Origin of the sequence: Pseudomonas furukawaii, from assembly GCF_002355475.1 — a bacterium.
Lineage (GTDB): Bacteria > Pseudomonadota > Gammaproteobacteria > Pseudomonadales > Pseudomonadaceae > Metapseudomonas > Metapseudomonas furukawaii.
On sequence record NZ_AP014862.1, the window covers coordinates 1,228,020 to 1,253,208 of the forward strand.

Annotated in this window: 21 protein-coding genes; 9 read left to right on the top strand and 12 right to left on the bottom strand. The window is 66.2% G+C overall.

Annotation, left to right across the window (positions count from 1 at the left end; all coding sequences use genetic code 11):
* Positions 1-467 precede the first annotated feature (467 nt).
* The 4 genes from KF707C_RS05715 (at position 468) to rhlB (ending at position 5,292) form a co-directional block, all read left to right on the top strand.
* Positions 468-1,127 carry an alpha/beta hydrolase gene (locus tag KF707C_RS05715; RefSeq protein ID WP_003448892.1) on the top strand — a complete coding sequence of 220 codons (660 nt, stop codon included), beginning with the start codon at positions 468-470 and terminating at the stop codon, positions 1,125-1,127.
* 368 nt (positions 1,128-1,495) lie between these two features.
* Positions 1,496-2,434, top strand: coding sequence for a GGDEF domain-containing protein (locus KF707C_RS05720; protein WP_003448894.1), 939 nt, complete (start codon positions 1,496-1,498; stop codon positions 2,432-2,434).
* A 126-nt stretch (positions 2,435-2,560) separates the two neighbouring features.
* Entirely contained in the window at positions 2,561-3,718 is a 1,158-nt protein-coding gene (locus KF707C_RS05725; protein WP_003448895.1) for a dipeptidase, read from the top strand.
* 98 nt (positions 3,719-3,816) lie between these two features.
* On the top strand, positions 3,817-5,292 hold the full coding sequence (gene rhlB / locus KF707C_RS05730) for an ATP-dependent RNA helicase RhlB (RefSeq protein ID WP_003448896.1): 1,476 nt from the start codon (positions 3,817-3,819) through the stop codon (positions 5,290-5,292).
* 357 nt (positions 5,293-5,649) lie between these two features.
* On the opposite strand, the gene KF707C_RS05735 is transcribed toward rhlB, so the two are convergent.
* The 6 genes from KF707C_RS05735 to KF707C_RS05760 are packed head-to-tail and all read right to left on the bottom strand — an operon-like array spanning position 5,650 to position 12,480.
* A complete protein-coding gene (locus tag KF707C_RS05735; protein WP_003448897.1) occupies positions 5,650-6,981 on the bottom strand; it encodes a DUF58 domain-containing protein in 1,332 nt (443 codons plus the stop codon).
* On the bottom strand, positions 6,978-8,003 hold the full coding sequence (locus KF707C_RS05740; protein WP_003448898.1) for an AAA family ATPase: 1,026 nt from the start codon (positions 8,001-8,003) through the stop codon (positions 6,978-6,980). The genes KF707C_RS05735 and KF707C_RS05740 overlap by 4 nt, the downstream gene beginning before the upstream one ends.
* Entirely contained in the window at positions 8,000-9,214 is a 1,215-nt protein-coding gene (locus tag KF707C_RS05745) for a DUF4350 domain-containing protein (RefSeq protein ID WP_003448899.1), read from the bottom strand. Before KF707C_RS05745 ends, KF707C_RS05740 begins: the two co-directional genes overlap by 4 nt.
* Positions 9,211-10,791 carry a DUF4129 domain-containing protein gene (locus KF707C_RS05750; protein ID WP_003448900.1) on the bottom strand — a complete coding sequence of 527 codons (1,581 nt, stop codon included), beginning with the start codon at positions 10,789-10,791 and terminating at the stop codon, positions 9,211-9,213. Before KF707C_RS05750 ends, KF707C_RS05745 begins: the two co-directional genes overlap by 4 nt.
* On the bottom strand, positions 10,778-11,755 hold the full coding sequence (locus tag KF707C_RS05755) for a stage II sporulation protein M (protein WP_003448901.1): 978 nt from the start codon (positions 11,753-11,755) through the stop codon (positions 10,778-10,780). The genes KF707C_RS05750 and KF707C_RS05755 overlap by 14 nt, the downstream gene beginning before the upstream one ends.
* Entirely contained in the window at positions 11,752-12,480 is a 729-nt protein-coding gene (locus KF707C_RS05760; RefSeq protein ID WP_003448902.1) for an RDD family protein, read from the bottom strand. Before KF707C_RS05760 ends, KF707C_RS05755 begins: the two co-directional genes overlap by 4 nt.
* A 294-nt stretch (positions 12,481-12,774) precedes the next feature.
* Between KF707C_RS05760 and sbcB the strand changes: the two genes are divergently transcribed.
* On the top strand, positions 12,775-14,205 hold the full coding sequence (gene sbcB / locus KF707C_RS05765; RefSeq protein WP_003448903.1) for an exodeoxyribonuclease I: 1,431 nt from the start codon (positions 12,775-12,777) through the stop codon (positions 14,203-14,205).
* Positions 14,206-14,287: 82 nt separating this feature from the next.
* On the opposite strand, the gene mvaT is transcribed toward sbcB, so the two are convergent.
* Positions 14,288-14,668, bottom strand: a complete 381-nt coding sequence (gene mvaT / locus KF707C_RS05770; RefSeq protein WP_003448904.1) for a histone-like nucleoid-structuring protein MvaT — start codon at positions 14,666-14,668, stop codon at positions 14,288-14,290.
* A gap of 320 nt (positions 14,669-14,988) precedes the next feature.
* Here mvaT and purU point away from each other — a divergent pair, with 320 nt between their 5' ends.
* From purU to KF707C_RS29435, 3 genes are read left to right on the top strand one after another with little or no spacing between them, the layout of a single operon-like run.
* Positions 14,989-15,840, top strand: coding sequence for a formyltetrahydrofolate deformylase (gene purU, locus KF707C_RS05775; RefSeq protein WP_003448905.1), 852 nt, complete (start codon positions 14,989-14,991; stop codon positions 15,838-15,840).
* Between the two features lie 47 nt (positions 15,841-15,887).
* Positions 15,888-16,313, top strand: a complete 426-nt coding sequence (locus tag KF707C_RS05780; RefSeq protein ID WP_003448906.1) for a CBS domain-containing protein — start codon at positions 15,888-15,890, stop codon at positions 16,311-16,313.
* Positions 16,314-16,324: 11 nt separating this feature from the next.
* Positions 16,325-16,501: a hypothetical protein gene (locus KF707C_RS29435; protein ID WP_003448907.1), complete on the top strand. Its 177-nt coding sequence runs from the start codon at positions 16,325-16,327 to the stop codon at positions 16,499-16,501.
* A gap of 32 nt (positions 16,502-16,533) precedes the next feature.
* Here the strand turns inward: KF707C_RS29435 and KF707C_RS05785 are convergent, their stop codons facing one another.
* A complete protein-coding gene (locus KF707C_RS05785) occupies positions 16,534-18,411 on the bottom strand; it encodes a methyl-accepting chemotaxis protein (protein ID WP_003448919.1) in 1,878 nt (625 codons plus the stop codon).
* A gap of 128 nt (positions 18,412-18,539) precedes the next feature.
* Here KF707C_RS05785 and KF707C_RS05790 point away from each other — a divergent pair, with 128 nt between their 5' ends.
* The gene (locus KF707C_RS05790) at positions 18,540-20,033 is read left to right on the top strand and encodes a helicase HerA-like domain-containing protein (protein WP_003448929.1); all 1,494 of its coding nucleotides are present in this window, start codon (positions 18,540-18,542) and stop codon (positions 20,031-20,033) included.
* Between the two features lie 66 nt (positions 20,034-20,099).
* On the opposite strand, the gene KF707C_RS05795 is transcribed toward KF707C_RS05790, so the two are convergent.
* The 4 genes from KF707C_RS05795 to ccoG all read right to left on the bottom strand — a co-directional run bounded on the left by KF707C_RS05795 (position 20,100) and on the right by ccoG (position 25,145).
* Complete coding sequence (locus tag KF707C_RS05795) at positions 20,100-21,572, bottom strand: inorganic phosphate transporter (protein ID WP_003448930.1); 1,473 nt, start codon at positions 21,570-21,572, stop codon at positions 20,100-20,102.
* 154 nt (positions 21,573-21,726) lie between these two features.
* The gene (locus tag KF707C_RS05800) at positions 21,727-21,927 is read right to left on the bottom strand and encodes a hypothetical protein (protein ID WP_003448931.1); all 201 of its coding nucleotides are present in this window, start codon (positions 21,925-21,927) and stop codon (positions 21,727-21,729) included.
* Positions 21,928-22,230: 303 nt separating this feature from the next.
* Positions 22,231-23,652, bottom strand: a complete 1,422-nt coding sequence (gene mapR / locus KF707C_RS05805) for a GntR family transcriptional regulator MpaR (RefSeq protein WP_003448932.1) — start codon at positions 23,650-23,652, stop codon at positions 22,231-22,233.
* A gap of 77 nt (positions 23,653-23,729) precedes the next feature.
* On the bottom strand, positions 23,730-25,145 hold the full coding sequence (ccoG, locus tag KF707C_RS05810) for a cytochrome c oxidase accessory protein CcoG (protein ID WP_036991430.1): 1,416 nt from the start codon (positions 25,143-25,145) through the stop codon (positions 23,730-23,732).
* Positions 25,146-25,189: the final 44 nt, after the last annotated feature.

The following is a 25,189-nucleotide window of genomic DNA, read 5'->3' on the forward strand; positions in this document are numbered from 1 at the left end:
CAGTTGCTTTTATTGGTGTTGGAGTCTCGGTCCCACCGCCGTACCCTCGTGAGGCAGGTTCGACCTTTCATGCACTGGAAAAGGTCAACCGGTGTGTCAGACCTAAGGAAGGAGTCTAGTTGGCGCTGCTCCGCTCGCCACCAGACCTTTCCTCGCCCACTGGTCGAGTGGGCTGGAGACGGATTTGCGACCCGCTCGGTGCCGGAATGGCAACGGCGGCCCACCTGCAAGGCAGCGGCCTGGCCGCTGCCCAACCCGTTGCACGGCGGGGCCTGTGTTACCGCCCACCGCACGTGAATCAGTCCCGGGTATTTCTGCAAGGGGCGTACCAGCAAGGTGCCAGTAGGCCGATTCCGATAGGTCAATAGGTAAAGTTTTAGCGGTGCGACATATTTTTCAGTTATCAAACCACCCCTTCAGAGGGTGATGCCCTACGAATGTGCAGATGCACCACAACGGAGCCCCACATGAGCGACACACTGATCCTCGAACCCACACACCGTGCCGATGCCTGCGTCATCTGGCTCCACGGCCTGGGCGCGGACCGCTATGACTTCCTGCCGGTGGCCGAGGCGTTGCAGGACGTGCTCGGCACCACGCGCTTCGTGCTGCCCCAGGCCCCGACCCGCGCGGTCACCATCAATGGCGGCTGGGCCATGCCGTCCTGGTACGACATCCTCGCCATGAGTCCGGAGCGGGCCATCGACGAGGCGCAGCTGGAGGCCTCCGCGCAGCAGGTGATGGCCCTGGCGCAGGCCCAGGTGGATGGCGGCATCGAGCCGCGCCGCATCTTCCTCGCCGGATTCTCCCAGGGAGGTGCCGTGGTGCTGCACACCGCCTTCCTGCGCTGGGAAGACGAGTTGGGGGGCGTGCTGGCGCTGTCCACCTATGGCCCCACCTTCACCGACGGCATGACGCTGCCGGATGCGAAACGGCAACTGCCGGTGCTCTGCCTGCATGGCACCCTCGACGATGTGGTGCTGCCCGCGATGGGCCGTGCCGCCCATGACCGCCTGGCCGCCGCCGGGGTTCCGGTGGGCTGGCGTGACTACCCGATGGCCCACGAGGTGCTGCCGCAGCAGGTCCGCGACATCGGCGCCTGGCTGGTGGAGCGCCTGCACAGCTGATCCCGCCTCCCGGACCTGACCCGCCCGGTGGACTGTGGCGCGAAGTTCCGACTGATGGCCAGGAGCTATCTATACTCCAGGCGCGGGCCGCCCTTCCGGGCGGCTCTCCATCGCCTCCATCCATTGAACCGTCGCGCTCGGGGACGCTCGCCCGGGTACCGTTGCGCGCCCTGAAACCTGTTGCAAAACGGTTGCGAATGAACGGAATCGTCGCGTTCCTGACAGTGATCCGGCCGTCTGTCGGTCAGCTGGGGGGCAGGCATTGCCAGACAAAAAGTGCGGGAATACTGTCGCACCGGGTTAACACTTGAGACAGGGATGGTCAGCGGTGTCGTCCGCTTCGACTGCCTCCCGAGGTCGTTGCAGCCATGAAGCATGTCCATTGGCAAGAAGACCTGGCGCTGTTGAGTCGCCTGCGCCTGTTCCAGAACGTCGCCGCAAGCAACCTCCAGCTGTTGCTGAAGGAGTTTCACGCCTGCGACCTGGAGGCGGGCGAGGTCGTGCTTTCGCCCTTCAATCGCAACCAGTACCTCTACCTGGTGCTCAAGGGGCGGCTGAAGGTCTACCTGGGGTCCCTGGACAACAGCCCGGTGAGCACCGTCGAGCCCGGGGAGTGCGCTGGCGAGATCAGTTTCATCGACAACGACCGCCCCTGCGCCTACGTGGTCGCCAGCGAGCCCACCAGTGCCCTGCGCCTGCATCGACACTCCCTGGCCAGCCTGTTCCAGCAGGCGCCGCAACTGATGCAGAACCTGCTGGAGGTGCTCTGCGAGCGCGTGCGCCAGGGGAACCGGGTCATTCTCGACACCGAGCAGAGCGCCAAGATCGATACCCTGACCGGGCTCTTCAACCGCCGCTGGCTGGAGCATATCTACCAGCGGGAGAGCAACCGCTGCGCCTTCAATGAGCAACCGTTGTCGCTGCTCATGCTGGATGTCGACCACTTCAAGGCCTACAACGACTGCCACGGCCACCTGGCCGGCGACTACGCGCTCTGCCTGGTGGCCCATACCCTGCGGAACCAGTTGAGGCCCAAAGACAGCATGGCCCGTTTCGGAGGCGAGGAGTTCGTCATCCTCCTGCCGGAGATAGCCGGTGACGAGGCCCGCGTCATCGGCGAGCGACTGCGCCACAGCCTGGCGCAGATTCCTTCCTTCTATTCCCCGCTGGGGGTCCTGCCCGGCATCACCGTGTCCATCGGGCTGGCGGAGATGCGCCGCCCGGACAGCCTCCAGGCCCTGATCGGAAGGGCCGACGAAGCGCTTTACCAGGCCAAGCAGGACGGCCGGAATCGTTTGAGTGGCTAGTGATGCCGACAGCCCATGGTCCGCGCTGGAGAGGAGGCGGGTGCCAGGTTCGCGCCGGAGCGCGAGCCATCCGGTCATCAACGGTCTGCTAGAGTCGCCGCACAATGACAAAGCCGGGATGCTGTTATGCGCAAACTCTTGATCGCTCTGCTGGTGCTGCTCCCCGTGGGGCTGGGCCTGTTCTTCTTCCTGCCGCAACTGATCGACCGCAACATGAACACGGTGGCGACGCCGCCGCCCTACCAGGCGTCCGGTGCAGCCGAGAACCTGCACAAGACCCTGTTCGTCGCCGACCTGCATGACGATGCGCTGCTCTGGAACCGCGACCTGCTGGAGCGCCACGACTTCGGCCACAGCGACCTTCCGCGACTGCTGGAGGGGCGCGTGGGCTTGCAGGTGTTCTCCACGGTCACCAAGACTCCGCGCGGGCTGAATTACGAACGCAACGGCGCCGACAGCGACAACATCACCCTCCTGGTGTTGGCGCAGCGCTGGCCCAAGTCGACCTGGAACAGCCTGCTGGGACGTGCGCTCTACCAGGCGCAGCGCCTGCAGGATGCCGCCGCCCGCAGCCAGGGCAAGCTGGTCCTGGTGCGCAGCCGCCAGGACTTCGCCGACTACCTGGCGGCCTGGGAGCGGGACCCCAACCGGGTCGCCGCCCTGCTCGCCACCGAAGGCCTGCACCCCCTCGAGGGCAGGCTGGAAAACGTCGACCGTCTCTATGACGCGGGATTCCGTATCGCCGGCCTAACCCACTTCTTCGACAACGAGGTGGGAGGCTCCGCCCATGGCCTGGAAAAAGGAGGCCTGACCCCCTTCGGGCGTCGTGTCATCGCCCACCTGGAAGAGAAGAAGGTGCTGGTGGACCTGGCCCATGCGTCCCGGGCCCTCATCGACGATGTACTGAAGATGGCCGAGCGCCCGGTGCTGGTGTCCCACACCGGTGTCGAAGGCACCTGTCCCGGGACGCGCAACCTGAGCGACGCCCACTTGCGGGGCATCGCCGCCACCGGCGGGGTGATCGGCATCGGCTATTGGGACACCGCCGTCTGCGACACCTCGGTCAAGGCCATCGTCCGCGCCATCCGCTACACCGCCGACCGGGTAGGGGTGGCCCATGTCGCCCTGGGCTCGGACTTCGATGGCACCGTGCATACGCCCTTCGATACCAGCGGCCTGGCCCTGCTGACCCAGGGGCTGAAGGAGGATGGCTTCAGCGATGCCGATATCGCCGCGATCATGGGCGGCAATGTACGTCGGCTGCTGCTGGAGACACTTCCATAGGCCAAGTCAAGAGCGGAGATGCCCGTGGCATTTCGCCTGGCGGGCATCTTGCTTTACACTGGCAGCCGTTCATTCCTTAATCAATCGACGAGATCACCGTGCTCAAGGCACTCAAGAAGATTTTCAGCAAGGGCGAGGCCCCCCAGGCCGCTCCGGCTCCTACCGCTCCAACCCCCACTCAGGCCCCGAAGGACGAGCGTCCGGCCAAACCTAAGAAAGCGCCCCGCGAGGCCGGTGAAAAGGCCCAGGACGCGGGCGAACGTGCGCCACGCGCTGAGAAAAAACCGCGCAGCGACAAGCCCAGGTCCGATAAACCGCGTCGTGAGCGTCCGGCCAAGGCTGCGGCGCAGGTCGACACCTGGAAGCTCGAGGACTTCGTGGTGGAGCCCCAGGAAGGCAAGACCCGCTTCCATGACTTCAACCTCGACCCTCGGCTGATGCATGCCATCCACGACCTGGGCTTCCCCTACTGCACCCCGATCCAGGCCCAGGTGCTCGGCCATACCCTCAAGGGCAAGGACGCGATCGGCCGTGCCCAGACCGGCACCGGCAAGACCGCCGCCTTCCTCATCTCGACCATCACCCAGCTGCTGCAGACTCCGCCGCCGAAGGAGCGCTACATGGGCGAGCCCCGTGCGCTGATCATCGCGCCGACCCGCGAGCTGGTGGTGCAGATCGCCAAGGATGCCGAGGGCCTGACCAAGTACAGCGGGCTCAACGTCATGAGCTTCGTGGGCGGCATGGACTTCGACAAGCAGCTCAAGCAGCTGGAATCCCGCTTCTGCGACATCCTCGTGGCCACGCCCGGTCGCCTGCTGGACTTCAACCAGCGCGGCGAGGTGCACCTGGACATGGTCGAGGTGATGGTGCTGGACGAGGCCGACCGCATGCTGGACATGGGCTTCATCCCCCAGGTTCGCCAGATCATTCGCCAGACTCCCTACAAGGGCGAGCGCCAGACCCTGCTGTTCTCCGCGACCTTCACCGAAGACGTGATGAACCTCGCCAAGCAGTGGACCGTCGACCCGGCCATCGTCGAGATCGAGCCGGAGAACGTGGCCAGCGAAACCGTTGAGCAGCATGTCTACGCCGTGGCCGGCAGCGACAAGTACAAGCTGCTCTACAACCTGGTGGCCCAGAACAACTGGGTGCGGGTGATGGTCTTCGCCAACCGCAAGGACGAGGTGCGCCGCATCGAGGAACGCCTGACCAAGGACGGCATCAGTGCCGCCCAGATGTCCGGTGACGTGCCCCAGCACAAGCGCATCCGCACCCTGGAAGGCTTCCGCGAAGGCAAGATCCGCGTGCTGGTGGCCACCGACGTGGCGGGCCGTGGCATCCACATCGACGGCATCAGCCACGTGATCAACTTCACCCTGCCGGAAGACCCGGACGACTACGTGCACCGCATCGGCCGTACCGGCCGCGCCGGCGCCAGTGGCACCTCCATCAGCTTCGCGGGCGAGGACGATGCCTTCGCCCTGCCGCCCATCGAGGCGCTGCTGGGGCGCAAGATCAATTGCGAGACCCCTCCGGCCGAGTTGCTCAAGCCGGTGCCGCGCAAGCACCACTGAGTGTCCGGTTCACGGATATGACGAATGAGAAAGGCGAAGCCGGTGGCTTCGCCTTTTTTTCGTCGCAGGAGCGGGCTTGCCCGCGAAGCGCTCCGCGTCATTCGCCGGCGAGCCGGCTCCTACGAAACCAGGCCACGCCGCAGCCCTGTAGGAGCGGGCTTGCCCGCGAATAGGTCCGCGTCATTCGCCGGCGAGCCGGCTCCTACGAAACCAGGTCACGCCGCAGCCCTGTGGGAGCGGGCTCGCCCGCGAATAGGTCCGTGTCATTCGCCGGCGAGCCGGCTCCTGCGAAACCAGTTCACGCCGCAGCCCTGTAGGAGCGGGCTTGCCCGCGAAGCGGTCCGCCGGCTCCCGGGGTTACAGGGCTCCCGCCTTCTTCCAGGCCAGGTAGCGGCTCACCAGCTCCGGCCCCAGCTCGCTGGGGCGGGCGTCCAGCACCGGGACGCCGTGGGCGACGAGGCGTTCGTGAAGGCCGTTGCGGGCGTTGAGGTAGTCCACCGTACCGCAGTAGGCCAGGGCGTCCTCGAACCCTTGCACCGGGGCTTGGCGCAGGTGGTCGAGCACCTCTTCGCGGAGGCTCACCACCAGCAGGCGATGCTGGCGGCCCAGCCGTTTGGCCGCGTTGAACAGCTCGGCGTCGTCCTCGTCCCGCAGGTTGCTCACCAGGACCACCAGCGCGCGGCGGTGCTGGCGGGCCAGCAGGGTGTCGGCGGCGGCGGTGAAATCGGCTGGGCGCAAGGTGCTGTCCAGGTCGTAGACGCCATTGAGCAATACATTGAGTTGGGCCGGCCCCTTGACCGGGGGCAGGTAGCGGTCCCGGTCGGCGGCGAAGGTGGCCAGGCCGACCGCATCGCCCTGGCGCAGGGCGACGTAGCTCAGCAGCAGACTGGCGTTGAGGGCGTGATCGAAGTGGGACAGGTCGCCGTCCCGGCTGCGCATACGACGACCGCAGTCCAGCAGGAAGACGATCTGCTGGTCCCGCTCGTCCTGGTACTCCCGGGCGATGGGGGTGCGTTTGCGGGCGGTGGCCTTCCAGTCGATCTGGCGCAGGGTGTCGCCATCACGGAAGTCCCGTAGCTGGTGGAATTCCAGGCCGAGGCCACGGCGCGGCCGCTGGCGCACGCCGATCTGGCTCAACCAGTCATCCACCGCCTTCAGCTGGGCGCCATAGAGGCGGGCGAAGTCGGGGTAGACGCGGGCTTCACCGGGCAGTTCGAGTGCGCGCCGCTGTCGCCACAGGCCCAGGGGGCTGGGCAGTTGCAACTCGCAGGCGGGGAAGTGGAAGTGCCCTCGCCGTACAGGGCGCACCCGGTAACCGAAGTCGGTGTGCTCGCCCGGGTGCAGCGCCACCCGTCTTGGCAGGTCTTCGAACGCCATGGCGCCCGGTACCTGGTCGAACAGCTCCACCTGCACGGAGCGGTCGTAGTCGTGATGCAGGGTCAGGCGCACCTCGCTCCAGCGTCCCAGGGCCAGGTTGCCCGGCAGGGTGCGTTCTAGGCGTGGCGAGGGCAGGCGGCGCAGCCAGAGGGCATCCAGCAGGGCGAGCAGGAGCAACGCCCCCAGCAGGCCCCACCAGAGGGGCTCCAGTTGTGCCGGCACGCGGACGCCCAGGGCCGACGTGACGCCCAGTGCCAGGGCCAGCGCCAGCAAGCCTCCGGTCAGCGCCAGCAGCGTGGAGGAAGGCTTCATAGGCGGGGTGCCGGCACCTGGTCGAGCAGTTGTTGCAGCACCTGGTCCACCGACAGGCCCTCGATATCCAGTTCCGGCGACAGGCGCACGCGGTGGCGCAGCACGGCCAGGGCGCAGCCCTTGATGTCGTCAGGCAGCACGAAGTCCCCGCCCCGCAGCAGCGCGCGGGCGCGGCCACCACGTACCAGGGCGATGGAGGCGCGGGGGCCGGCTCCCATGACCAGCCCCGGCCAACTGCGGGTGGCGCGCGCCAGGCGCACCGCGTAGTCCAGCACCTGGTCATCCACCGGCAGTTCGCTGGCGATCTTCTGCAGGGCCAGCACGTCCCGGGCCTGGAGCAGGGTGCGCAGGGGCGTCACGTCCAGCATGTCGGCCCTGGCGGAGCGGGTGACCTGGCGCACCAGACTGAGTTCTTCGTCGGCGGCCGGGTAGTCCATGCGCAGCTTGAGCATGAAGCGATCCAGTTCCGCCTCCGGCAGGGGGTAGGTGCCCTCCTGCTCGATGGGGTTCTGGGTGGCCAGCACCAGGAAGGGCTGGGGCACCGGTAGCGCCCGGCCCTCCAGGGTCACCTGGCGTTCCTGCATCACTTCCAGCAGGGCGGCCTGGGTCTTGGCCGGGGCGCGGTTGATCTCGTCCGCCAGCAGCAGGTGGGTGAAGACCGGCCCCTTGCGCAGCTTGAACTGTTCGCTCTGCATGTCGTACACGGCGTGGCCGGTGACATCGCTGGGCATCAGGTCCGGGGTGAACTGGATGCGCGAGAACTCGCCACCGAAGCAACGGGCGAGGGCGCGTACCAGCAGGGTCTTGCCGAGTCCGGGGACACCTTCCACCAGCACGTGGCCGCCGGCGAGCAGGGCGGTCAGCACGTCGTCGATGACCGCAGCCTGGCCCACCACGGCCTTCTGCAGTTCCTGGCGCAGGGCCTGGGCCAACTGGGTCGCGCGGGCTCGCTGGGTGGCGGCCGAGGGAACGGCGCCGCCGGTTTCGGAGGGCGACGGGTCGGGTATCTGTTCGCTCGTCATAGGGCATTCCTGAGGGTTTGCAGGTGGGCGACCTGGCGGGTGAATTCGGCGGCGTTGAGCCGTTGCTTCGGCAGCGGGCGCATGGCCTGGCTGATGGCGCTCGGTGGCAGGCGGGTCAGGCGACCCAGCACCTGCCACTGGTCGGCCACGGGCAGCCGCTCGAAACCGGGGTGGCGGTGCCGGGCGCGGCGCTGGATGTCTTTCTGCAGGCCCTGTAGCAGGCCGGCCTGGCCACTGTGGCGGAGGCGGAAGTCGGCGCTGCCGCGCAGGTGCTCCTCCAGTTGCCGACGGGCGAGGCTGGCGGGAGCCTGCAGGGGGCCCTGGCGCTGGCCAAGGTGCCAGAGCGACAGGATCAGGAGCAGTCCAAGGGCCACCAGGGCTTCGGGAAAGTGGCGGCCGAGCAGGGTAGCGAGGCTGTCCCGTTCGGCGCGATAGAGCAGGGTGACGGCGCTGTCCTGGCTGAGGTACCAGAGCAGCCAGGCGTTGTCGTACTGGTCGATCTCGTTGTTCTGCCAGATCCAGCCGTCGGTGAGCACGGTGACCACTCCGTCGCCCTGGTTGAGCTGGAGCATGTGGGTCGCATGGGCGCTGTTGGCCCAGGCGTGGGCACGGTTCTGGCTGTCGTAGAGGTGGAACCCGGTGTCGAAGCTGACGTAGGCGGGGGCCCGTTCGTTCTCCAGGTAGAGCTTGGTCAGCTCGGGGAAGGGGTCGTGCTCGGCCCGCTCCCCGTCCTTATCGGCTGGGGCGGCATCGCCATCCGCCGATTCTTCGCCCTCAGCGTCTTCCTTGAGGTCGGAGCTTTCGTACTGCTGGACGCCCAGGCGGTCCGCCAGGAGGTCGCCGCTCTTGCCGGTGTCCTCGTCGTAGAGCCGTTCGGCGATGAACAGGAGGTGGCCGCCGCGACTGGTCCAGTCCAGCAGGCGGTCGGCCTGGCGCGGGGTCATCCGTTCACGGCTGCCGAGCAGCAGCAGGGTATGGCCGGCGCTTGGCAACCGGTCCAGCACCTCCAGGCCGTCGGCGCGGTTCACGTCCAGCCCCTGTTTGCGCAGGAAGTGTTCGGCGGCGAGGTAGGGGTTGCCCCTGGCCTCGGGCGAGGGGCCGTGCTCGAGGGTTTCGGTGTAGGGCTCCAGGCGCCCGACGATGTAGACGAGCGCCAGCCCCAGGAGCAGCAGCACGGTGGTGCCGATGAGGAAACGCGGTCGCAGGCTCATGGCGTGGCCGCCGTGGCGAATACGCGCCGCCAGCCGTCGCAGAGGTCCTGGCGCAGTGTCGACTCGGGCAGGCGGTGGCCGTAGGCCAGGTCCTGCCAATGGCGGGTAAGTGTCCGACTGTACGCTTCCAGTTCATCCTGGCCGAGGCTGCCCACCAGTTGCAGGACTTCGCCTTCGGTGTGGGAGGGCCTGAGGGGCAGGCGGAAGTCATGCAGCAATCGGCTCAGCAGGGCGCGATAGAGCAGGCCCAGGGCTGCCCGGGGATGCTCCGCCCAGAGCCGCTCGGCTTCACCGGCGACATCCTCGGGCAGGCTTTCGGGAGCCAGTTCCAGCCCGAAGAGCACGGCCGGGGCTTCGCGGGTTCGCCGTCGGGGCAGGCCGACGCGTTCGGCGAAGGCGCTGATCCAGTCCCGGTAGCGCCACAGCAGCAGGACCAGCAGGCCGATAACCAGGCCCCAGAGCAGGGCCTTGGCCACCAGGGTGACGCTGTCCAGGCCCCGGGCGTATTGGGCGAAGTCGAAGAGGCGGCGGATGAAGTCGCGCCAGCCCTGGTTGTCGTCGCTGCCTTCCGCTGCGGGCCGGTCACCCCCGAGGCGCCAGAGGGTGACGGTCTCACGGTTCTGGAAGGGCGGCTGGTCCAGCAGGGCCTGGATGTCCGCCTGGGCCTGGGCGCCGGTCAGGGCCTGTTGGGTCAGGCGCTGCGCCGAGGGGCCGTCGAGGAAGGCCTGGGGCGCGGGGCAGGTGGCGATGGGGGAGGCCGCCAGCGCCGGTGGGGGCGCCTGGGCCAGCAGCAGACCCAGGCCCAGCAGCACGGCATAGGCGGTTCCGGTGAGGCGCTGGCGCAGTCGGCGGAACTGCAGCTCGATGTCCCAGGCTTCCAGCGCGGTACGGCGGTTGAGGTAGAGGGTGAAGCCGCACGCCACGTAGATCGGCCCCCAGAGCACCAGCGCCAGGGCGTAGAAGCCGTTGGACAGGTGCTCCAGCCAGAGCCAGTCGCCGGAGGCCATTTCCAGGAGTTTCTGCCAGCTCCATTCCTCGGTGACCTGTTCCGGCAGCATCAGGTACAGCAGGCTGGTGAGGCCGAACCAGAGCACCAGTTCCAGGTGGACGCCGATCAGGGTCAGCCAGGTGGCGCCACCGGCATCGCGCTGGCCCAGCACCACCAGGCGCTGACTGCGGGCCTGCCCGGAAAGCCCCTCCAGTTGCAGCACCGGCAGGTCGAAGCTGCGGGTGGGGCTGAGTCGACGCCAGGTGAGGCTGGCGATCAGCTGCGGTTTCAGCAGGCGTGGGAAGGCGCGCAGCGCCTCCTTCAGGCTGGGGGTGTCGCCGAACAGAGCGCGGGAGAGGATGTACAGCGGGAGGCGTTCGTAGGCCGGCTTCAGCAGCCAGAAGAGGAACACGGCCAGGCCTGGGTAGCTCCAGCAGAGGGCGCTGAGCAGGGCGAACAGCGGAAGGGTCACCAGGGCCCAGCTGCCCATCAGCAGGCCGAAGTGCCGGCGCGCCAGCAGCACGCCCAGGTCCAGGGCCTCCCAGCTGGTTCGGGGGCGAATCGCGACGCTGGCGTCAGTCAGCCGCATGGGACCTCCTGCCGGCCAGGCCGAAGTAGAGCCCCACCAGCAGCCAGAGCGCGGCGCCCACGGCGTACTTCACCTGGGGCGTCACCTGGGTCATGGACGACCAGTAGGCCTCGACGAAGGCTGCGATCACCAGCAGCAGGATGACGCCCGCTACCAGCTTGATGCTGCGTGCGGCGGCCAGGCGCAGGGCCTCGCCGCGACTCAGGCGCCCCGGCGCGAGCAGGGCCCAGCCGAGCTGCAGCCCGGCGCCCCCGGCGAAGGCGATGGCGGTCAACTCGAAGGCGCCGTGGCCTATGACGAAGGACCAGAAGGTCTGGCCGAAGCCGATCTGCGTCAGGTGGCCGGCCACGGCGCCGATGTAGAGCCCGTTGAACAGCAGGAAGAAGAGGCTGCCGACGCCGAACAGCAGGCCGCCGGCGTAGGTGCGGAAGGCGATGCCGATGTTGTTCATGATGTAGTGGCCGAACATCATCCAGTCATCGCCGGAGTCGCGCTCGCTCATGGGGCCGATCCGGCGGGCGTCCGGGTCGTACATGCTTTCCATGGAGGACACCTGTTCCGGGTCCATCAGGCTGTAGACCAGGTCCGGCCAGGTGTGGACCAGCAGGCCCATGAGCAGCAGGCTGCCGTAGAACAGCAGGCTCGCGGCGAGGATGCTGCGCCACTGGCTGCGCACCAGACGCGGAAAACCACCAAGGATGAAGCCCAGCAGCCGCGAGCCGAGGTGGCTGCGATGGCGGTAGAACTGCTGGTGGCCGCGCATGGCCAGGCCTTGCAGGTACTCCACCAGGTGACTGCTGTAGCCACGCTCCTGGGCCAGGGCGAGGTGCTGGCAGAGTTGCCGGTAGTCGGCGGCGAAGTCGTCCAGTCGGCGCGCGGCCTTGCCCTTCTCCAGGCGTGCCAGGGTTTCGGCGAAGGCGTTCCAGCGGGCCTGGTGCTGGCGCTCGAAGAGGACCTGCTTCATGGCGTCTCCGTCCCCATCAGCCCGCGTGCGATGCCATTGATCCGGGCCTGGGCCTGTTCCGCCGAGGTGCCCAGGGGCTCGGCGAGCAGGGCGGCCAATTCCGTCCGGCGGGCCGGCGAAAGGCTCGCCTGGCGTTCGGCGAAGCCGATCAGGGCGCGCTGGTCGGCGAGGGTCAGGGAGAAGGGCGCGCGTTCCGCCGTCGCCTCGGGCAGGGCCGGCCGTTCGCCGCGACCCTCGCGGTAGACCACCAGGCTGCCGGCGGCGATATCGCCCAATCGCTTGAAGGCCGGGTGCAGCAGGCTGCTGACCAGGCCCACGCAGTAGCCGAAGGGCAGGAGGTCGACCACGCGCAGCAGGTTGCGCACCAGGGAGGAGGCCCAGCCGATGGGCGTGCCGTCGTCATGCACGACGCGCAGTCCCATGATGTGCTTGCCGGGTGAGCGTCCCTGGTTGAGCACCTCGAAGAGCACCATGTACCACCAGTTCAGCAGGAACATCAGGATCAGCCCGAGACCGAAGCCGAACTGCCCGAGCAGGGCGAGCACGACGAACAGGACCAGCATGATGACGCCACGCAGGCCCAGGTCGATCGCGTAGGCGAGCGCACGTGGCAGGACCCCGGCCGGCCGCAGCACCAGGTCGATGCCTTCGGGCGTTTCCACCTGGTAGCGCGTATCCAGGGGGAAGGACGGCGTGTCGGCGTGGTCTGGTCGGGTGGCGGGCATCGGCGGGGCGTCGAGGGGAAAGCCCGATGCTAGCGAGCGGCCGGTATCGAGGCAACCGGCAGGGGCGGGGCTGGGCGTCATGCCGTGAGAGGACTGCAGAGGCGACCGGCGATACGCCCGGAGCGAGAGGTGCTCGTCGCGTGGGGGAGTCTGGGCATGGGGCCTTCCTTGTCCTTGGAGATCGTCGGGTGGCGGCGATTCTAGGGGTGGGCCGATCCGCTCGGCAACCGCTCCGGCCGTGGGGCGCCCGGGCCCCGGTGTTAGACTGCGGCCTCACCAACAAGGGGGGACGCCGTGACTTCCAGCATCTTCTGGCACGACTACGAAACCACCGGCATCAATCCGCGCTGCGACCGGCCGCTGCAGGTGGCGGGCATCCGCACCGACGAAGCGCTCAACGAGATCGGTGAGCCGATCAACCTCTACTGCCGGCCGAGCGACGACATCCTGCCTCATCCCGCCGCCTGCCTGGTGACCGGCATCCTGCCGGGCACCCTGGCGGAGAAAGGCCTGGGCGAGGCCGAGTTCATGCACCGGGTGCATGCCGAACTGTCGCTCCCGGGAACCTGTGGCGCCGGCTACAACAGCTTGCGCTTCGACGACGAGGTCACCCGCTACAGCCTCTACCGCAACTTCTACGACCCCTATGCCCGCGAATGGCAAGGGGGTAACAGCCGCTGGGACCTGATCGACCTCATGCGCACCGCCTACGCCCTGCGCCCGGAGGGCATCGAGTGGCCGCAGCAGGACGGGCGGGTCAGCCTGCGCCTGGAGCTGCTCACCGCCGCCAACGGCATCGACCATGGCCAGGCCCACGATGCGCTGTCCGACGTGCGCGCCACCATCGCGCTGGCGCGCCTGGTGCGCCAGCGCCAGCCGAAGCTGTTCGATTACCTCTTCCAGTTGCGCAGCAAGCACAAGGTCCAGGATCAGGTCCGCCTGCTGCAGCCTTTGGTTCATATCTCGGGGCGCTTCTCGGCGGAGCGGCATTTCCTGTCGGTGTCCCTGCCCCTGGCCTGGCATCCGCGCAATCGCAACGCGCTGGTCGTGCTCGACCTGCAGGCCGATCCGGCGCCCCTGCTGGAGCTGTCCGCCGAACAGCTGCGGCAGCGCCTCTATACCCGTCGCGACGAGTTGGCCGAGGGCGAGTTGCCGGTGCCCCTCAAGCTGCTGCACATCAATCGTTGTCCGGTGGTGGCGCCCTTGAACGTGCTGCGGGAGGGCGATCGCCAGCGCCTGGGCGTCGACCTGGAACTCTGCCAGCGCCGCGCCGCCCTGCTGGTGGAAGAAGCTCCGCTCTGGCAACCGAAGTTGCCGATCCTTTATGCCGAGGAAGCGTTCACGGCCCTGGATGATCCGGAGCAGCAGTTGTATGACGGATTCCTCGGGGATCGCGATCGTCGATTGTGCGAACAAGTTCGACGCGCCGACCCACAGCGCCTTGGTCTGGAGAACTGGCCATTCGATGATCCGCGCTTGCCGGAGTTGCTATTCCGTTACCGCGCCAGAAACTTCCCCGAAACTTTGTCGGAAGTCGACCGCTCGCGCTGGGTCGAGTTTTGCAGAAATCGCCTGAAGAGCCCGGAATTCGGGGCGCCTAATACCTTGGAGAGTTTTTTCCAGGCCCTGGAGGAGTTCCAGTCAAAGGCAGAGCCCGCACAGCAGGCGGTGTTGCTGGAGTGGCGTCGATATGCCACGGAGCTGCGCACGCGCTATCAGTTGTGAGAAAGACCCGGAAAACAATCCGGGCATTTCTTCGGGCAATAAAAAACGCCAGCGATTGCTGGCGTTCTTAATTGCGCGAGACTCAGCCCAGAATGGTGGCCCAGCTTTCAACAGTGTCGGCGCCCCACTTGGCTTTCCACTCTTTCAGAGTCTTGTGGTTGCCGCCCTTGGTCTCGATGACCTCACCGGTGTTCGGGTTCTTGTACTGCTTGACCTTGCGAGCGCGCTTGGCGGTGGGCGCCGCGGCCTTGGTGGCGCGGGGCAGTTTCGCGTTGCGGGATTCGGGGTCGAGCAGGGCGATGATGTCGCGCAGCGACTTCTGGTATTCACCCATCAGTGCGCGCAGTTTGCCTTCGAACTCGAGTTCTTTCTGCAGTTTGTCGTCCTGGGACAGGTTCTTCAGGCGCTCCTGGAGCTCCTTGATGGCTTCTTCCGTGGCCCGGTATTCGTTGATCAGCGACATGACGGCGTCCCTTGTTGGAATCTAGTGATGACTTGCGTTAGCTAAGTGTCAGCAATAATAGACAGCGATTATCTGCAAGTAAATAAGCAGGAAAACTTTTGTACGCTTTCCTGGTTGCGCCTAGTTGATATTAGTCGCGTAGACCGGGTGCCACCTATTTATGCTGCGGCAGAGGCTAATTTCGATGGGTTCACCGCTCTTAGTTATGGCCTCTGAATTGATCCGGACGACCTTCAGCCCCGGGCTTCACGGGGTTACTGAAGTTTTCCCGCGCTGTGGCTAGAATGGCCGCCTTCGCGAAGTCTCTGGAGTGTTCCCCCATGCGCACATTTCGTCTGGTGATTGCCTGTCCGGACGGCGTCGGCATCGTAGCCAAGGTCAGCAACTTCCTGGCTACCTATAACGGTTGGATTACCGAAGCCAGCCATCATTCGGACAATCAGAGCGGCTGGTTCTTCATGCGCCATGAAATCCGGGCCGACTCCCTGCCGTTCGACCTGGAGGGTTTTCGCCAGGCCTTCGCCCCCATCGCCCGTCAGTTCTCCATGGAGTGGCGGGTGACCGACTCGGAAGTGAAGAAACGCGTGGTGCTGATGGCCAGTCGCGAGTCCCACTGCCTGGCGGACTTGCTGCACCGTTGGCACAGCGGTGAACTGGATTGCGAGATTCCCTGCGTCATCGCCAACCACGACGACCTGCGCAGCATGGTGGAATGGCACGGAATCCCCTACTTCCATGTCCCGGTGGACCCGAAGGACAAGCAGCCGGCCTTCGACGAGGTCTCCCGCCTGGTGGAGGAGCACAACGCCGATACCGTGGTACTGGCGCGCTACATGCAGATCCTCCCGCCGGCGCTGTGCCAGCGCTATGCCCACCAGGTGATCAACATCCATCACAGCTTCCTGCCGTCCTTCGTGGGCGCCAAGCCCTATCACCAGGCCTCCCTGCGCGGGGTGAAGCTGATCGGCGCCACCTGTCACTACGTCACGGAAGAACTGGACGCCGGCCCCATCATCGAACAGGACGTGGTGCGGGTCTCTCACCGCGACAGCGTCGAGGACATGGTTCGCCTCGGCAAGGACGTGGAGAAGATGGTCCTGTCCCGTGGGCTACGCTATCACCTTGAAGACCGGGTGCTGGTGCACGACAACAAGACGGTCGTCTTCGATTGATCCCGTCGGCGGGCGCCATTGCCGGTCGACGGCCAAAGGAGCCCGCCATGCTCAAGTCCATCAAGGTGCGTGACTACATGACTCACCATCAGGTGACGTTCCGGTCCGACACCGACCTCTTCCTCGCCATCGAGCGCCTGCTGGAACACCGCATCAACGGCGCACCGGTGGTGGATTCCCAGGGCCACCTGATCGGCCTGATCTCGGATGGCGATTGCCTGCGCGGCATCCTCTCCGGTGCCTACTACGAAGAAGTCGGCGGCTGCGTCGCCAACTACATGTGCACCCAGCTGGAGACGGTTTCCCCCGACGCCGACATCATCGAGATCTGCCAGCGATTCCTGCGGGAAGGCCGCGAGCAGTTCCCGGTGGTGGAGGAGGGCGTGCTGGTGGGGGTGATCAGCCGTCGCGACGTCTTGCGGGCGGTGAAGGCCTTCGCCCAGCATGAGCGCGACCAGCCGCCGGAAGTCTGAGGAATCCGCTCATGTCCGATCCCCTCGATCGCGCCACCGCCACGCCACCACCGACCCTGGGAGAGGGTTGTGTCCGTCGCTACGACCCCGACGAGCTGAGCGAGGAGCATGGCACCGATTTCCCCGGTGCCGAGGCGCTCTGGGAGCGGATGCGGCGCGAGCGGGAGGACAAGAAGAAGGCGCCCTAGGGCGCCTTTCTTCCATCCGGGGGACTGCCGCCTCAGATGCGGAAGCTGCCTACCAGTTGCTGCAGGCGCGCGGCCTGCTGGTCGAGGTCGGCACAGGCGCGCAGGGTGGCCTGGAGGTTTTCCACGCCTTCCTGGTTCAGGGTGTTGATCTCGGTGATGTCCATGTTCAGCGAGTCCACCACGGCGGTCTGCTCCTCGGTGGCGGTGGCCACCGACTGGTTCATGCCGTCGATCTCGCCGATACGCTGGGTCACGCTGCCCAGGCGCTCGCCGGCCTGGTTGGCGATCTGCACGCTTTCCTCGCTGTAGCGCTGGCTCTCGGTCATGGTCTCCACCGCTTCGCGGGCCCCCACCTGGAGCTCCTCGATCATCTTCTGGATTTCCTGGGCCGATTCCTGGGTGCGATGGGCGAGGTTGCGCACCTCGTCCGCCACCACGGCGAAGCCACGACCGGCCTCACCGGCGCGGGCGGCCTCGATGGCGGCGTTCAGCGCCAGCAGGTTGGTCTGCTCGGAGATGCCCTTGATGACCTCGAGGATCTGCCCGATGTTCACCGTCTTGCTGTTCAGGGTCTCGATATTGCCGCAGGAGGCGCGGATCTTCGTGGACAGCTCGTTCATGGCGCCGATGGTGCGTTCCACCACCTGGCGCCCGTCTTCCGCCAGGGTGCGGGCGGACGACGCCTGGTGGGAGGCGTCGGCGGCGTTGCGGGCGATTTCCTGGGCGGCGGCGCCCAGTTCGTTGATGGCCGCGGCCACGCTGTTGGTGCGGTTGGCCTGCTCGTCGGAGTTGCTCATGGACGAGTTGGAGGCGCTGAGCACCAGTCGGGCCACCTGGCTGACCTGGCCGGTGGCCGAGGACACCTCGCGGATGGAGCCGTGGATGCGTTCGACGAAGCGATTGAAGGCGCTGGCCAACTCGCCGAACTCGTCCTGGGCGTGGATCGCCAGGCGGCGGGTCAGGTCGCCTTCACCCTGGGCGATGTCCTGCATCGCGCGACCCATGGTGTGCAGGGGTTGCATCAGCACGCGGATGAGCATGCCCAGCAGCAGGATGATCAGCACCACGGCGATTACGGTGGCGATGAGGGCGGAGGTGCGGAACTCGGTGAGCATGCCGTAGGCCTTGCTCTTCTCCACGGCGACGCCGATGTACCAGTTCACCGTCGGCAGGCCCTTGACCGGGGCGAAGGTGAGGATGTTCGTGGCGCCGTCCAGTTCCACCTCGGAGAAGCCGGTGCTGATGCTCGGCGTGTTCTGCGGGAAGACGTCGCGCAGGCTCTTCATCACCAGGTCCTTGTTCGGGTGGACCAGGATCTTGCCGTCGGCGCTGACCAGGAAGGCGTAGCCCATGCCGTCGAAGTCCAGGGCGTTGATGATCTTCACCAGGGTTTCCAGGCTGAGGTCGCCACCCGCCACGCCCAGGGACTGCACGGGCGTGGCGATGGTCATGATCAGTTGGCCGGTGGCCGCGTCCACATAGGGCTCGGTGAGGGTCGTGCCGCCGGCGGTCTTGGCGCCCTGGTACCAGGGGCGGGTGCGCGGATCGTAGCCTTCGGGCATGGCGCTGTCCGGGCGCATGGTGAACTGGCCGTCCTGGCTGCCGAAGTAGGTGAAGGCGAAGGTGGAGGCCAGGGCCCGCTGCTGCAGGATGCCGGGCACCGCCTCGGCCGAGGGGTTGGCGGCCAGGGATTCGGCCACGCTTTCCACCAGCAGGATCCGGCCCGAGAGCCAGTTCTGGATGTTGCTGGCGGTCACATCCCCCATTTCCTGCAGGTAGTTTTCCAGGTCGTTACGGAGCGCATTCCTTTGCAGATAATCGTTGTACAGGGTGAACAGCGAGAACGCTGCTATTACCACCAGCGAGGCGGCAAGCAGAATCTTGTGGCTGAACCGCAGGTTTTTGATCATGTTTGCTTGCGTCCGGTTAGGTCAGGCATCAGTCTTTTCGTGGCACTCGCGTGCTGAAAAAGCCGAGCGAAAACGTCGGTTTATCTATCGGCGGGAACCCCAGAAAGCTTTAATTCGAGGAGGGCAAAATGCCCGAAGATCTCTCCCTGATCCTAGGCGCCGATCCGCAAGGCGAAGCGGTCGCGCAGGCGATGAAACTGGCCAATCGTCACGGTCTGGTCGCGGGCGCCACCGGGACCGGCAAGACGGTCACCCTGCAGCGCCTGGCGGAAGCCTTCAGCGATGCCGGTGTCGCCGTCTTCGCGGCGGACATCAAGGGCGATCTCTGCGGCCTGGGCGCCGCCGGCAATCCCCGGGGCAAGGTGGCCGAGCGCATCGCGTCGATGCCCTGGCTGGGGCATTCGCCCAAGGCCTATCCGGTCAGCCTCTGGGATGTCGCGGGCCAGTCGGGCCATCCCCTGCGAACCACCCTCAGCGAGATGGGGCCGCTGCTGCTGGGCAACCTGCTGGAGTTGACCGACAGCCAGCAGGCGGCACTCTACGCCGCCTTCCAGGTGGCGGATCGCGAGGGCCTGCTGCTGCTCGACCTGAAGGACCTGAAGGCGCTGCTCAACCACCTCAAGGATCACCCCGAGTTGCTGGGCGAGGACCGTGCGCTGTTCGCCGGTGCCTCGGCCCAGGCCCTGCTGCGTCGCCTGGCGACCCTGGAACAGCAGGGCGCAGAGGCGCTTTTCGGCGAGCCCGCCCTGCAGTTGGAAGACATCCTCCAGCCCGACCGCGACGGCCGTGGGCGCATCCATCTTCTGGATGCCAGTCGGCTGGTCCACGAGGCCCCCAAGGTCTACGCCACCTTCCTGCTCTGGCTGCTGGCGGAGCTGTTCGAGCAGTTGCCGGAGCGGGGCGATGCCGACAAGCCGGTGCTGGCGCTGTTCTTCGACGAAGCGCACCTGCTCTTCACCAATACGCCCAAGGCCCTTCAGGAACGCCTGGAGCAGGTGGTGCGGCTGATCCGCTCCAAGGGCGTCGGCGTCTACTTCGTCACCCAGTCGCCCAGCGACCTGCCGGACGATGTGCTGGCCCAGCTCGGCCTGCGTATCCAGCACGGCCTGCGGGCCTTCACTGCCAAGGAGCAGAAATCCCTGCGGGCGGTGGCCGACGGTTTCAGGCCGAACCCGGATTTCGACACCCTCAAGGTGCTCACCGAGTTGGGTATCGGCGAAGCCCTGGTGGGAACCCTGGAAGAGAAGGGCACCCCGGCCATGGTTCAGCGGGTCGCCATCGCGCCACCCCAATCCCGTATCGGGCCGCTGGACGCCGCCGAGCGCGCGGCGCTGGTGCGCAGCTCGCCCCTGGCCGGGCGCTACGACAAACCGGTCGACCGCGAGTCCGCCTACGAAATGCTCACCGCCCGGGCGGCCCAGGCGCCCGTGGGCGAGCCGGAGCAGACGCCGGGCAAGCCGACGGCCAGTCAGTCCGGAATCGGCGATCTGGCCGGCGAGTTGCTGGGCACCTTCGCCAGCCAGGCGATGAAGACCGCCGTGCGCCAGGCCGCCAACCAGCTGGGACGGCAACTGGTGAGGGGGCTGATGGGTTCCCTGCTCGGGGGCGGCAAGCGTCGCTGACGAAGGTTTCGCCATCCTGAAACGAAGAAGGGCGCCCCATGGCGCCCTTCTTCGTTCTCGTCCTGATCAGACGATGAAGGTGATCGCCAGCCAGAACAGGCCGGCGGACAGCAGGATGGTGGTGGGCAGGGTGAGTACCCAGGCCATCAGGATATTGCGGATGGTGCCGCCCTGCAGGCCGCTGCGGTTGGCCACCATGGTGCCGGCGACGCCGGAAGACAGCACATGGGTGGTGGACACCGGCAGGCTGTAGATGTTGGCCATGCCGATGGCGCAGGCGGCGGTGATCTGGGCGCTCATGCCCTGGGCATAGGTCATGCCCTGCTTGCCGATCTTCTCGCCGACGGTGAGCACCACGCGCTTCCAGCCCACCATGGTGCCGATGCCCAGGGCCAGCGCCACGGCGAGGATCACCCAGAAGGGCGCGTACTCGGTGGTGGCGGTCAGGTCCTTGCGCAGCTTCTCCAGGTCGGCCTTCTCGCGTGCCGGCAGGCTGGACAGCTTGCCGACCTTCTTCGCGGTGTCGTCCAGGCAGAGCAGGTAGCGGCGGGCCTCGATGCGGTTCTCTTCGCTCAGGTCGCTGTAGTTGGAGACGCCTTCCAGGGTCTTCAGCAGGGCGGCGATGGTCGGCTCGGTCTGCTTCGGATCGCAGCGGTAGAGCTTGGGCATCTCGCCACCGTTGCCACGGCCCAGCGCCAGCATCTCGCCAAGGGTGTCGGTATGGCGCTGGTAGAACTGGCTCAGGTGGGTCGCGGCGTCGCGGGTACGCTCGATCTGGTAGGTGGTGCTGTTCAGGTCCAGCACGAACTTGGCCGGCACGATACCGATCAGTACCAGCATGATCAGGCCGATACCTTTCTGGCCGTCGTTGGAACCATGCACGAAGCTCACCGCCATGGCGGAAAGCACCAGTACCAGGCGGTTCCAGAAGGGCGGGTGCTTCTTCTCGTCCAGTTCCTTCCGGGTTTCCGGGGTCTTGTGCATCTTCGAGACGGGGTACAGCCATTTCAGGCTGAGCAGCAGCAGGGCCGCGACCATGAAGCCGGCGGCCGGGGAGAAGATCAGCGACAGGCCGATGTCGATGGCCTTGCCCCAGTTCACGCCTTCGCCCAGGGGGACGTCGGTGAGGATCGCATTGGCCAGGCCCACGCCGAGGATCGAACCGATCAGGGTGTGGGAACTGGAGGCCGGGATACCGAAGTACCAGGTGCCCAGGTTCCAGGCGATGGCGGCGGTCAGCAGGCTGAACACCATGGCCAGGCCATGTCCGGTGTTCACGTTGATCAGCAGTTCCACCGGCAGCAGGTGGACGATGGCGTAGGCCACGCCGACGCCGCCGAGCAGCACACCGAGGAAGTTGAAGATCCCCGAGAGGAACACCGCCCGGTAGGGCGACATGGACTTGGTATAGATGACCGTGGCGACCGCGTTGGCGGTGTCATGGAAACCGTTGATGAATTCGAATGTCAGGACGAATGCCAGGGCGAGACAGAGGCTCAGCACCAGCCAGGCATCTAGCCCGCTGAATAGATCGAACATGAAGGTTATGTGACTGGCTCATGAAGGGGCCGCGATTATGCCAGAAAACCGCTCGCCGCCCAGACCCGGACGTCGAGCGGTTTTCGCTCAGTCACACTGGAGTTGTCGCAAATCAATAAGAGCGCTTCACAAAGGAACAAGGTGCGACATCTTGTCAGGGCGCTTCCCGATTGAGCTCCTTTTCGATCTTTTCGATCTCTCTTTCGAAACTCTTGTCCAGCAGGCTGGGTTTCTTGCGCCAGGGTTTGCGTTCAGGCTCCCTTTGAGCGACATAGGTGGTGACTTCCCCACCGTAAACATCCTTGTAACGCTTCGCCTGGCGCTCGAGTTCGGCACGCAGTTCGTCTTTCGTCACGTGGTATATCCGTCTCTATAGATCAATGGTCTTGTCAGGAAAGGGCGATCCAGAGGCCTTTGCCTCCATAGCGTCGTTCGCCCGTCGAGGCCGTCGGCGCGGCCTTCTTGTAGGACAAAGTTCTTGGTTCGCAACTAACGGGTGCTTTCCTTACGCATTACAGAAAGACCCTGCGAGAGATCCGGGGTTCGCAGTCGATTGCACTGGAATCCCGAAAAGAACATTGCAAAGTATAACAACCCCAACGAAAAGCTCCATTGGGGGAATCACCGTTCAGAGCGAAAGAAGTGAACTTCGTCTACTTCAGTTGGTGCCGGGAAGTGAACGGATAATACGGCCCAGAGTTTCCATCGCCTGTTCACTGGCGAGACTCCAGGGATGCCCATAATTGAGTCGTGCGCAATGGCCGAAACGCCGTGTCGCGGAAAAAATGGGACCGGGCGCGATGCTGATCCCCTGGGCCAGGGCCAGCTGGAACAGGCGCAGGGAGTCGACCTGTTCGGGAAACTCCACCCAGAGGAAATAGCCGCCTTCCGGGCGGCTGACCCGGGTTTCCTCCGGAAAGTGCCTGGCCACCGCCGCCAGCATGGCGTTGCGCTGGCTCTCCAGGGCGTAGCGCAGCTTGCGCAGGTGCCGATCGTAGCCACCGTGCTGCAGGTAGTCGGCGATGGCCGCCTGGGCCGGGACCGAGGCGGAGAGGCTGGTCATCAGCTTCAGTCGCTCGATCTGTCCGGCGTAGCGCCCGCCGGCCACCCAGCCCACCCGGTAACCTGGGGCCAGGCTCTTGGAGAAGGAGCTGCAGTGCATCACCAGCCCCTCGCTGTCGAACGCCTTCACCGGCTTGGGCGCGTGCTGGCCGAAATACAGCTCGGCGTAGACGTCATCCTCGATCAGCGGCACCTGGTGCCGGGCCAGCAGGGTCGCGAGGCGGCGCTTGCGCTCTTCCGGGAGGCTCGCCCCCAGCGGGTTCTGGAAGTTGCTCATGAACCAGCAGGCCTTGATCGGCAGCCGCTCCAGGCGGTCCTCCAGCACTTCCAGGTCGATGCCTTCGCGGGGGTGCACGGGGATCTCCACCGCTTTCAGCTTCAACCGCTCCAGCACCTGCAGGCTGGCATAGAAGGCCGGCGCCTCGATAGCCACCAGGTCGCCCGGGCGGGTCACCACCTGCAGGCAGAGGTTCAGGGCTTCCAGGGCGCCGTTGCAGATGACCAGTTCCTCGATGGGCAACGGCAGCCCGCCGACCATGTAGCGCAGGGCGATCTGCCGGCGCAGGGCGTGGTTGCCCGGCGTCATGTCCGCGACCGTGGAGCGCGGATCCATGTCCCTCACCGCGTGGGCCATGGAGCGGGCCAGGCGCGGCAGGGGGAAGAGTTCGGGGCTGGGGAAGGCCGAACCGAAGGGAACGGTATCCGGGTCGCGGATGGAGCTGAGCACCGAGAACACCAGTTCGCTGACGTCCACCTCGGTGGTGGAGGCTTCCCGCAGCGTCGCCTGGGGTTCCGGAAGCGGCCGGCGCACATGCTCGCAGACGAAGTAGCCGGAGCGCGCCCGGGCCATGATCAGGCCCCGGCTTTCCAGCAGGTAGTAGGCCTGGAACACCGTGGATGCGCTCACGCCGTAGGTGCGACTGGCGTGTCGCACCGAGGGCACCTTCTGCCCAGGGGCCAGGACCCCGGTACGAATCAGCTCGGCGATGTCGTCGGCGAATTTCTCGTAGCGCTTCATCTTTTCCTGGATCGGCGGCAGGGCGGAGCCCCACTCTAAGCGCTCGGCCCGGTCGCCGCCATGATCCCGGCCCATCCTCAGTGCCTCGGGCTGACGAAGGTGCTGCTGGCGCTGGCCTCGGTGTCCGGTTCATCCAGGCTGCGCACCACGAAGCGCAGCGGGCGCGAACCGGCCGGACCGCTGTCCTCGGTCAGGGCCACGGACACCGGCAGGGACAGGATCTCCCCGGCGCCGATGCGCACCTCCTGGTCACCCTGGAGGCGGAAGCCCGCGTCGTCGGCCAGCTCCACCCGGTAGCGCTGCTCCCGCTGGGTCTTGTTGATCAGCTTGAGGTTGTAGATGTTCTCGATCTCGCCCGCGGCGTTCTCGCGGAACATGCCGCGATCCTTGATCACGTCCACCGACAGTTGCGCCCGGGTGGCGCCCAGCCAGGCGAGGGCGATGATCATCAGCACCAGGGCGACGGCGTAGCCGATCAGGCGCGGACGGAGCAACCGGGTCTTCCCGCCTTCCAGGGCACGTTCCGAGCTGTAGCCCACCAGGCCCGGGGCGTAGCCCATGCGTTCCATGATGTCGTCGCAGGCGTCGATGCAGGCCGCGCAGCCGATGCAGGCGATCTGCAGGCCATCGCGGATGTCGATGCCGGTGGGGCAGACCTGCACGCACATCTGGCAATCGATGCAATCCCCCAGGCCCAGGGCTTTCGGGTCGCTGCCCTTCTTGCGCGGTCCCCGGGACTCTCCCCGGGCCGAATCGTAGGAGACGATCAGGGTGTCCTTGTCGAACATCACGCTCTGGAAGCGGGCATAGGGGCACATGTGGATGCACACCTGCTCACGCATCCAGCCGGCATTTATATAGGTGGCGGCGGCGAAGAAGATCACCCAGAACAGCGCGGTTCCGCCGATCTCCCAGGTGACCAGGTTGGCCACCAGCTCACGCACGGGCGTGAAGTAGCCGACGAAGGTGATGGCGGTGGCCAGGCTGATGCCCAGCCAGAGCCCGTGCTTGGCGCTCCTGCGCAGCAGCTTGCCGAGGCTCCAGGGCGCGGCCGCCAGCTTGATGCGCTGGTTGCGGTCGCCCTCGGTGAGCTGTTCGCACCACATGAACATCCAGGTCCAGACGCTCTGCGGACAGGTGTAGCCGCACCAGACCCGACCGGCGAACACCGTGATGAAGAACAGGCCGAAGGCGCAGATGATCAGGAGGCCCGAGAGCAGGATGAAGTCCTGGGGCCAGAAGGTGGCGCCGAAGATGTAGAACTTGCTTTCCTCCAGGCTCCACAGCACCGCCTGGCGGCCGTCCCAATCCAGCCAGAGCGTGCCGAAGAACAGCAGGCACAGGAGGCCCGCGCCGAGGCGGCGCAGGTCGCGGTAGAAACCGGTGAAGCGGCGGGTGTGGATGGGGCCGCTGGAGGCGGACAGGGGTTTGTTGGCAATGGGGGGCAGGCTCGGGGTGACCTCGATCACCTGCACGGGAATTCTTTCGCTCATGATCAGTGCCCATCAGGCTGTTGCGGCGAGGCGGACTATAGAAA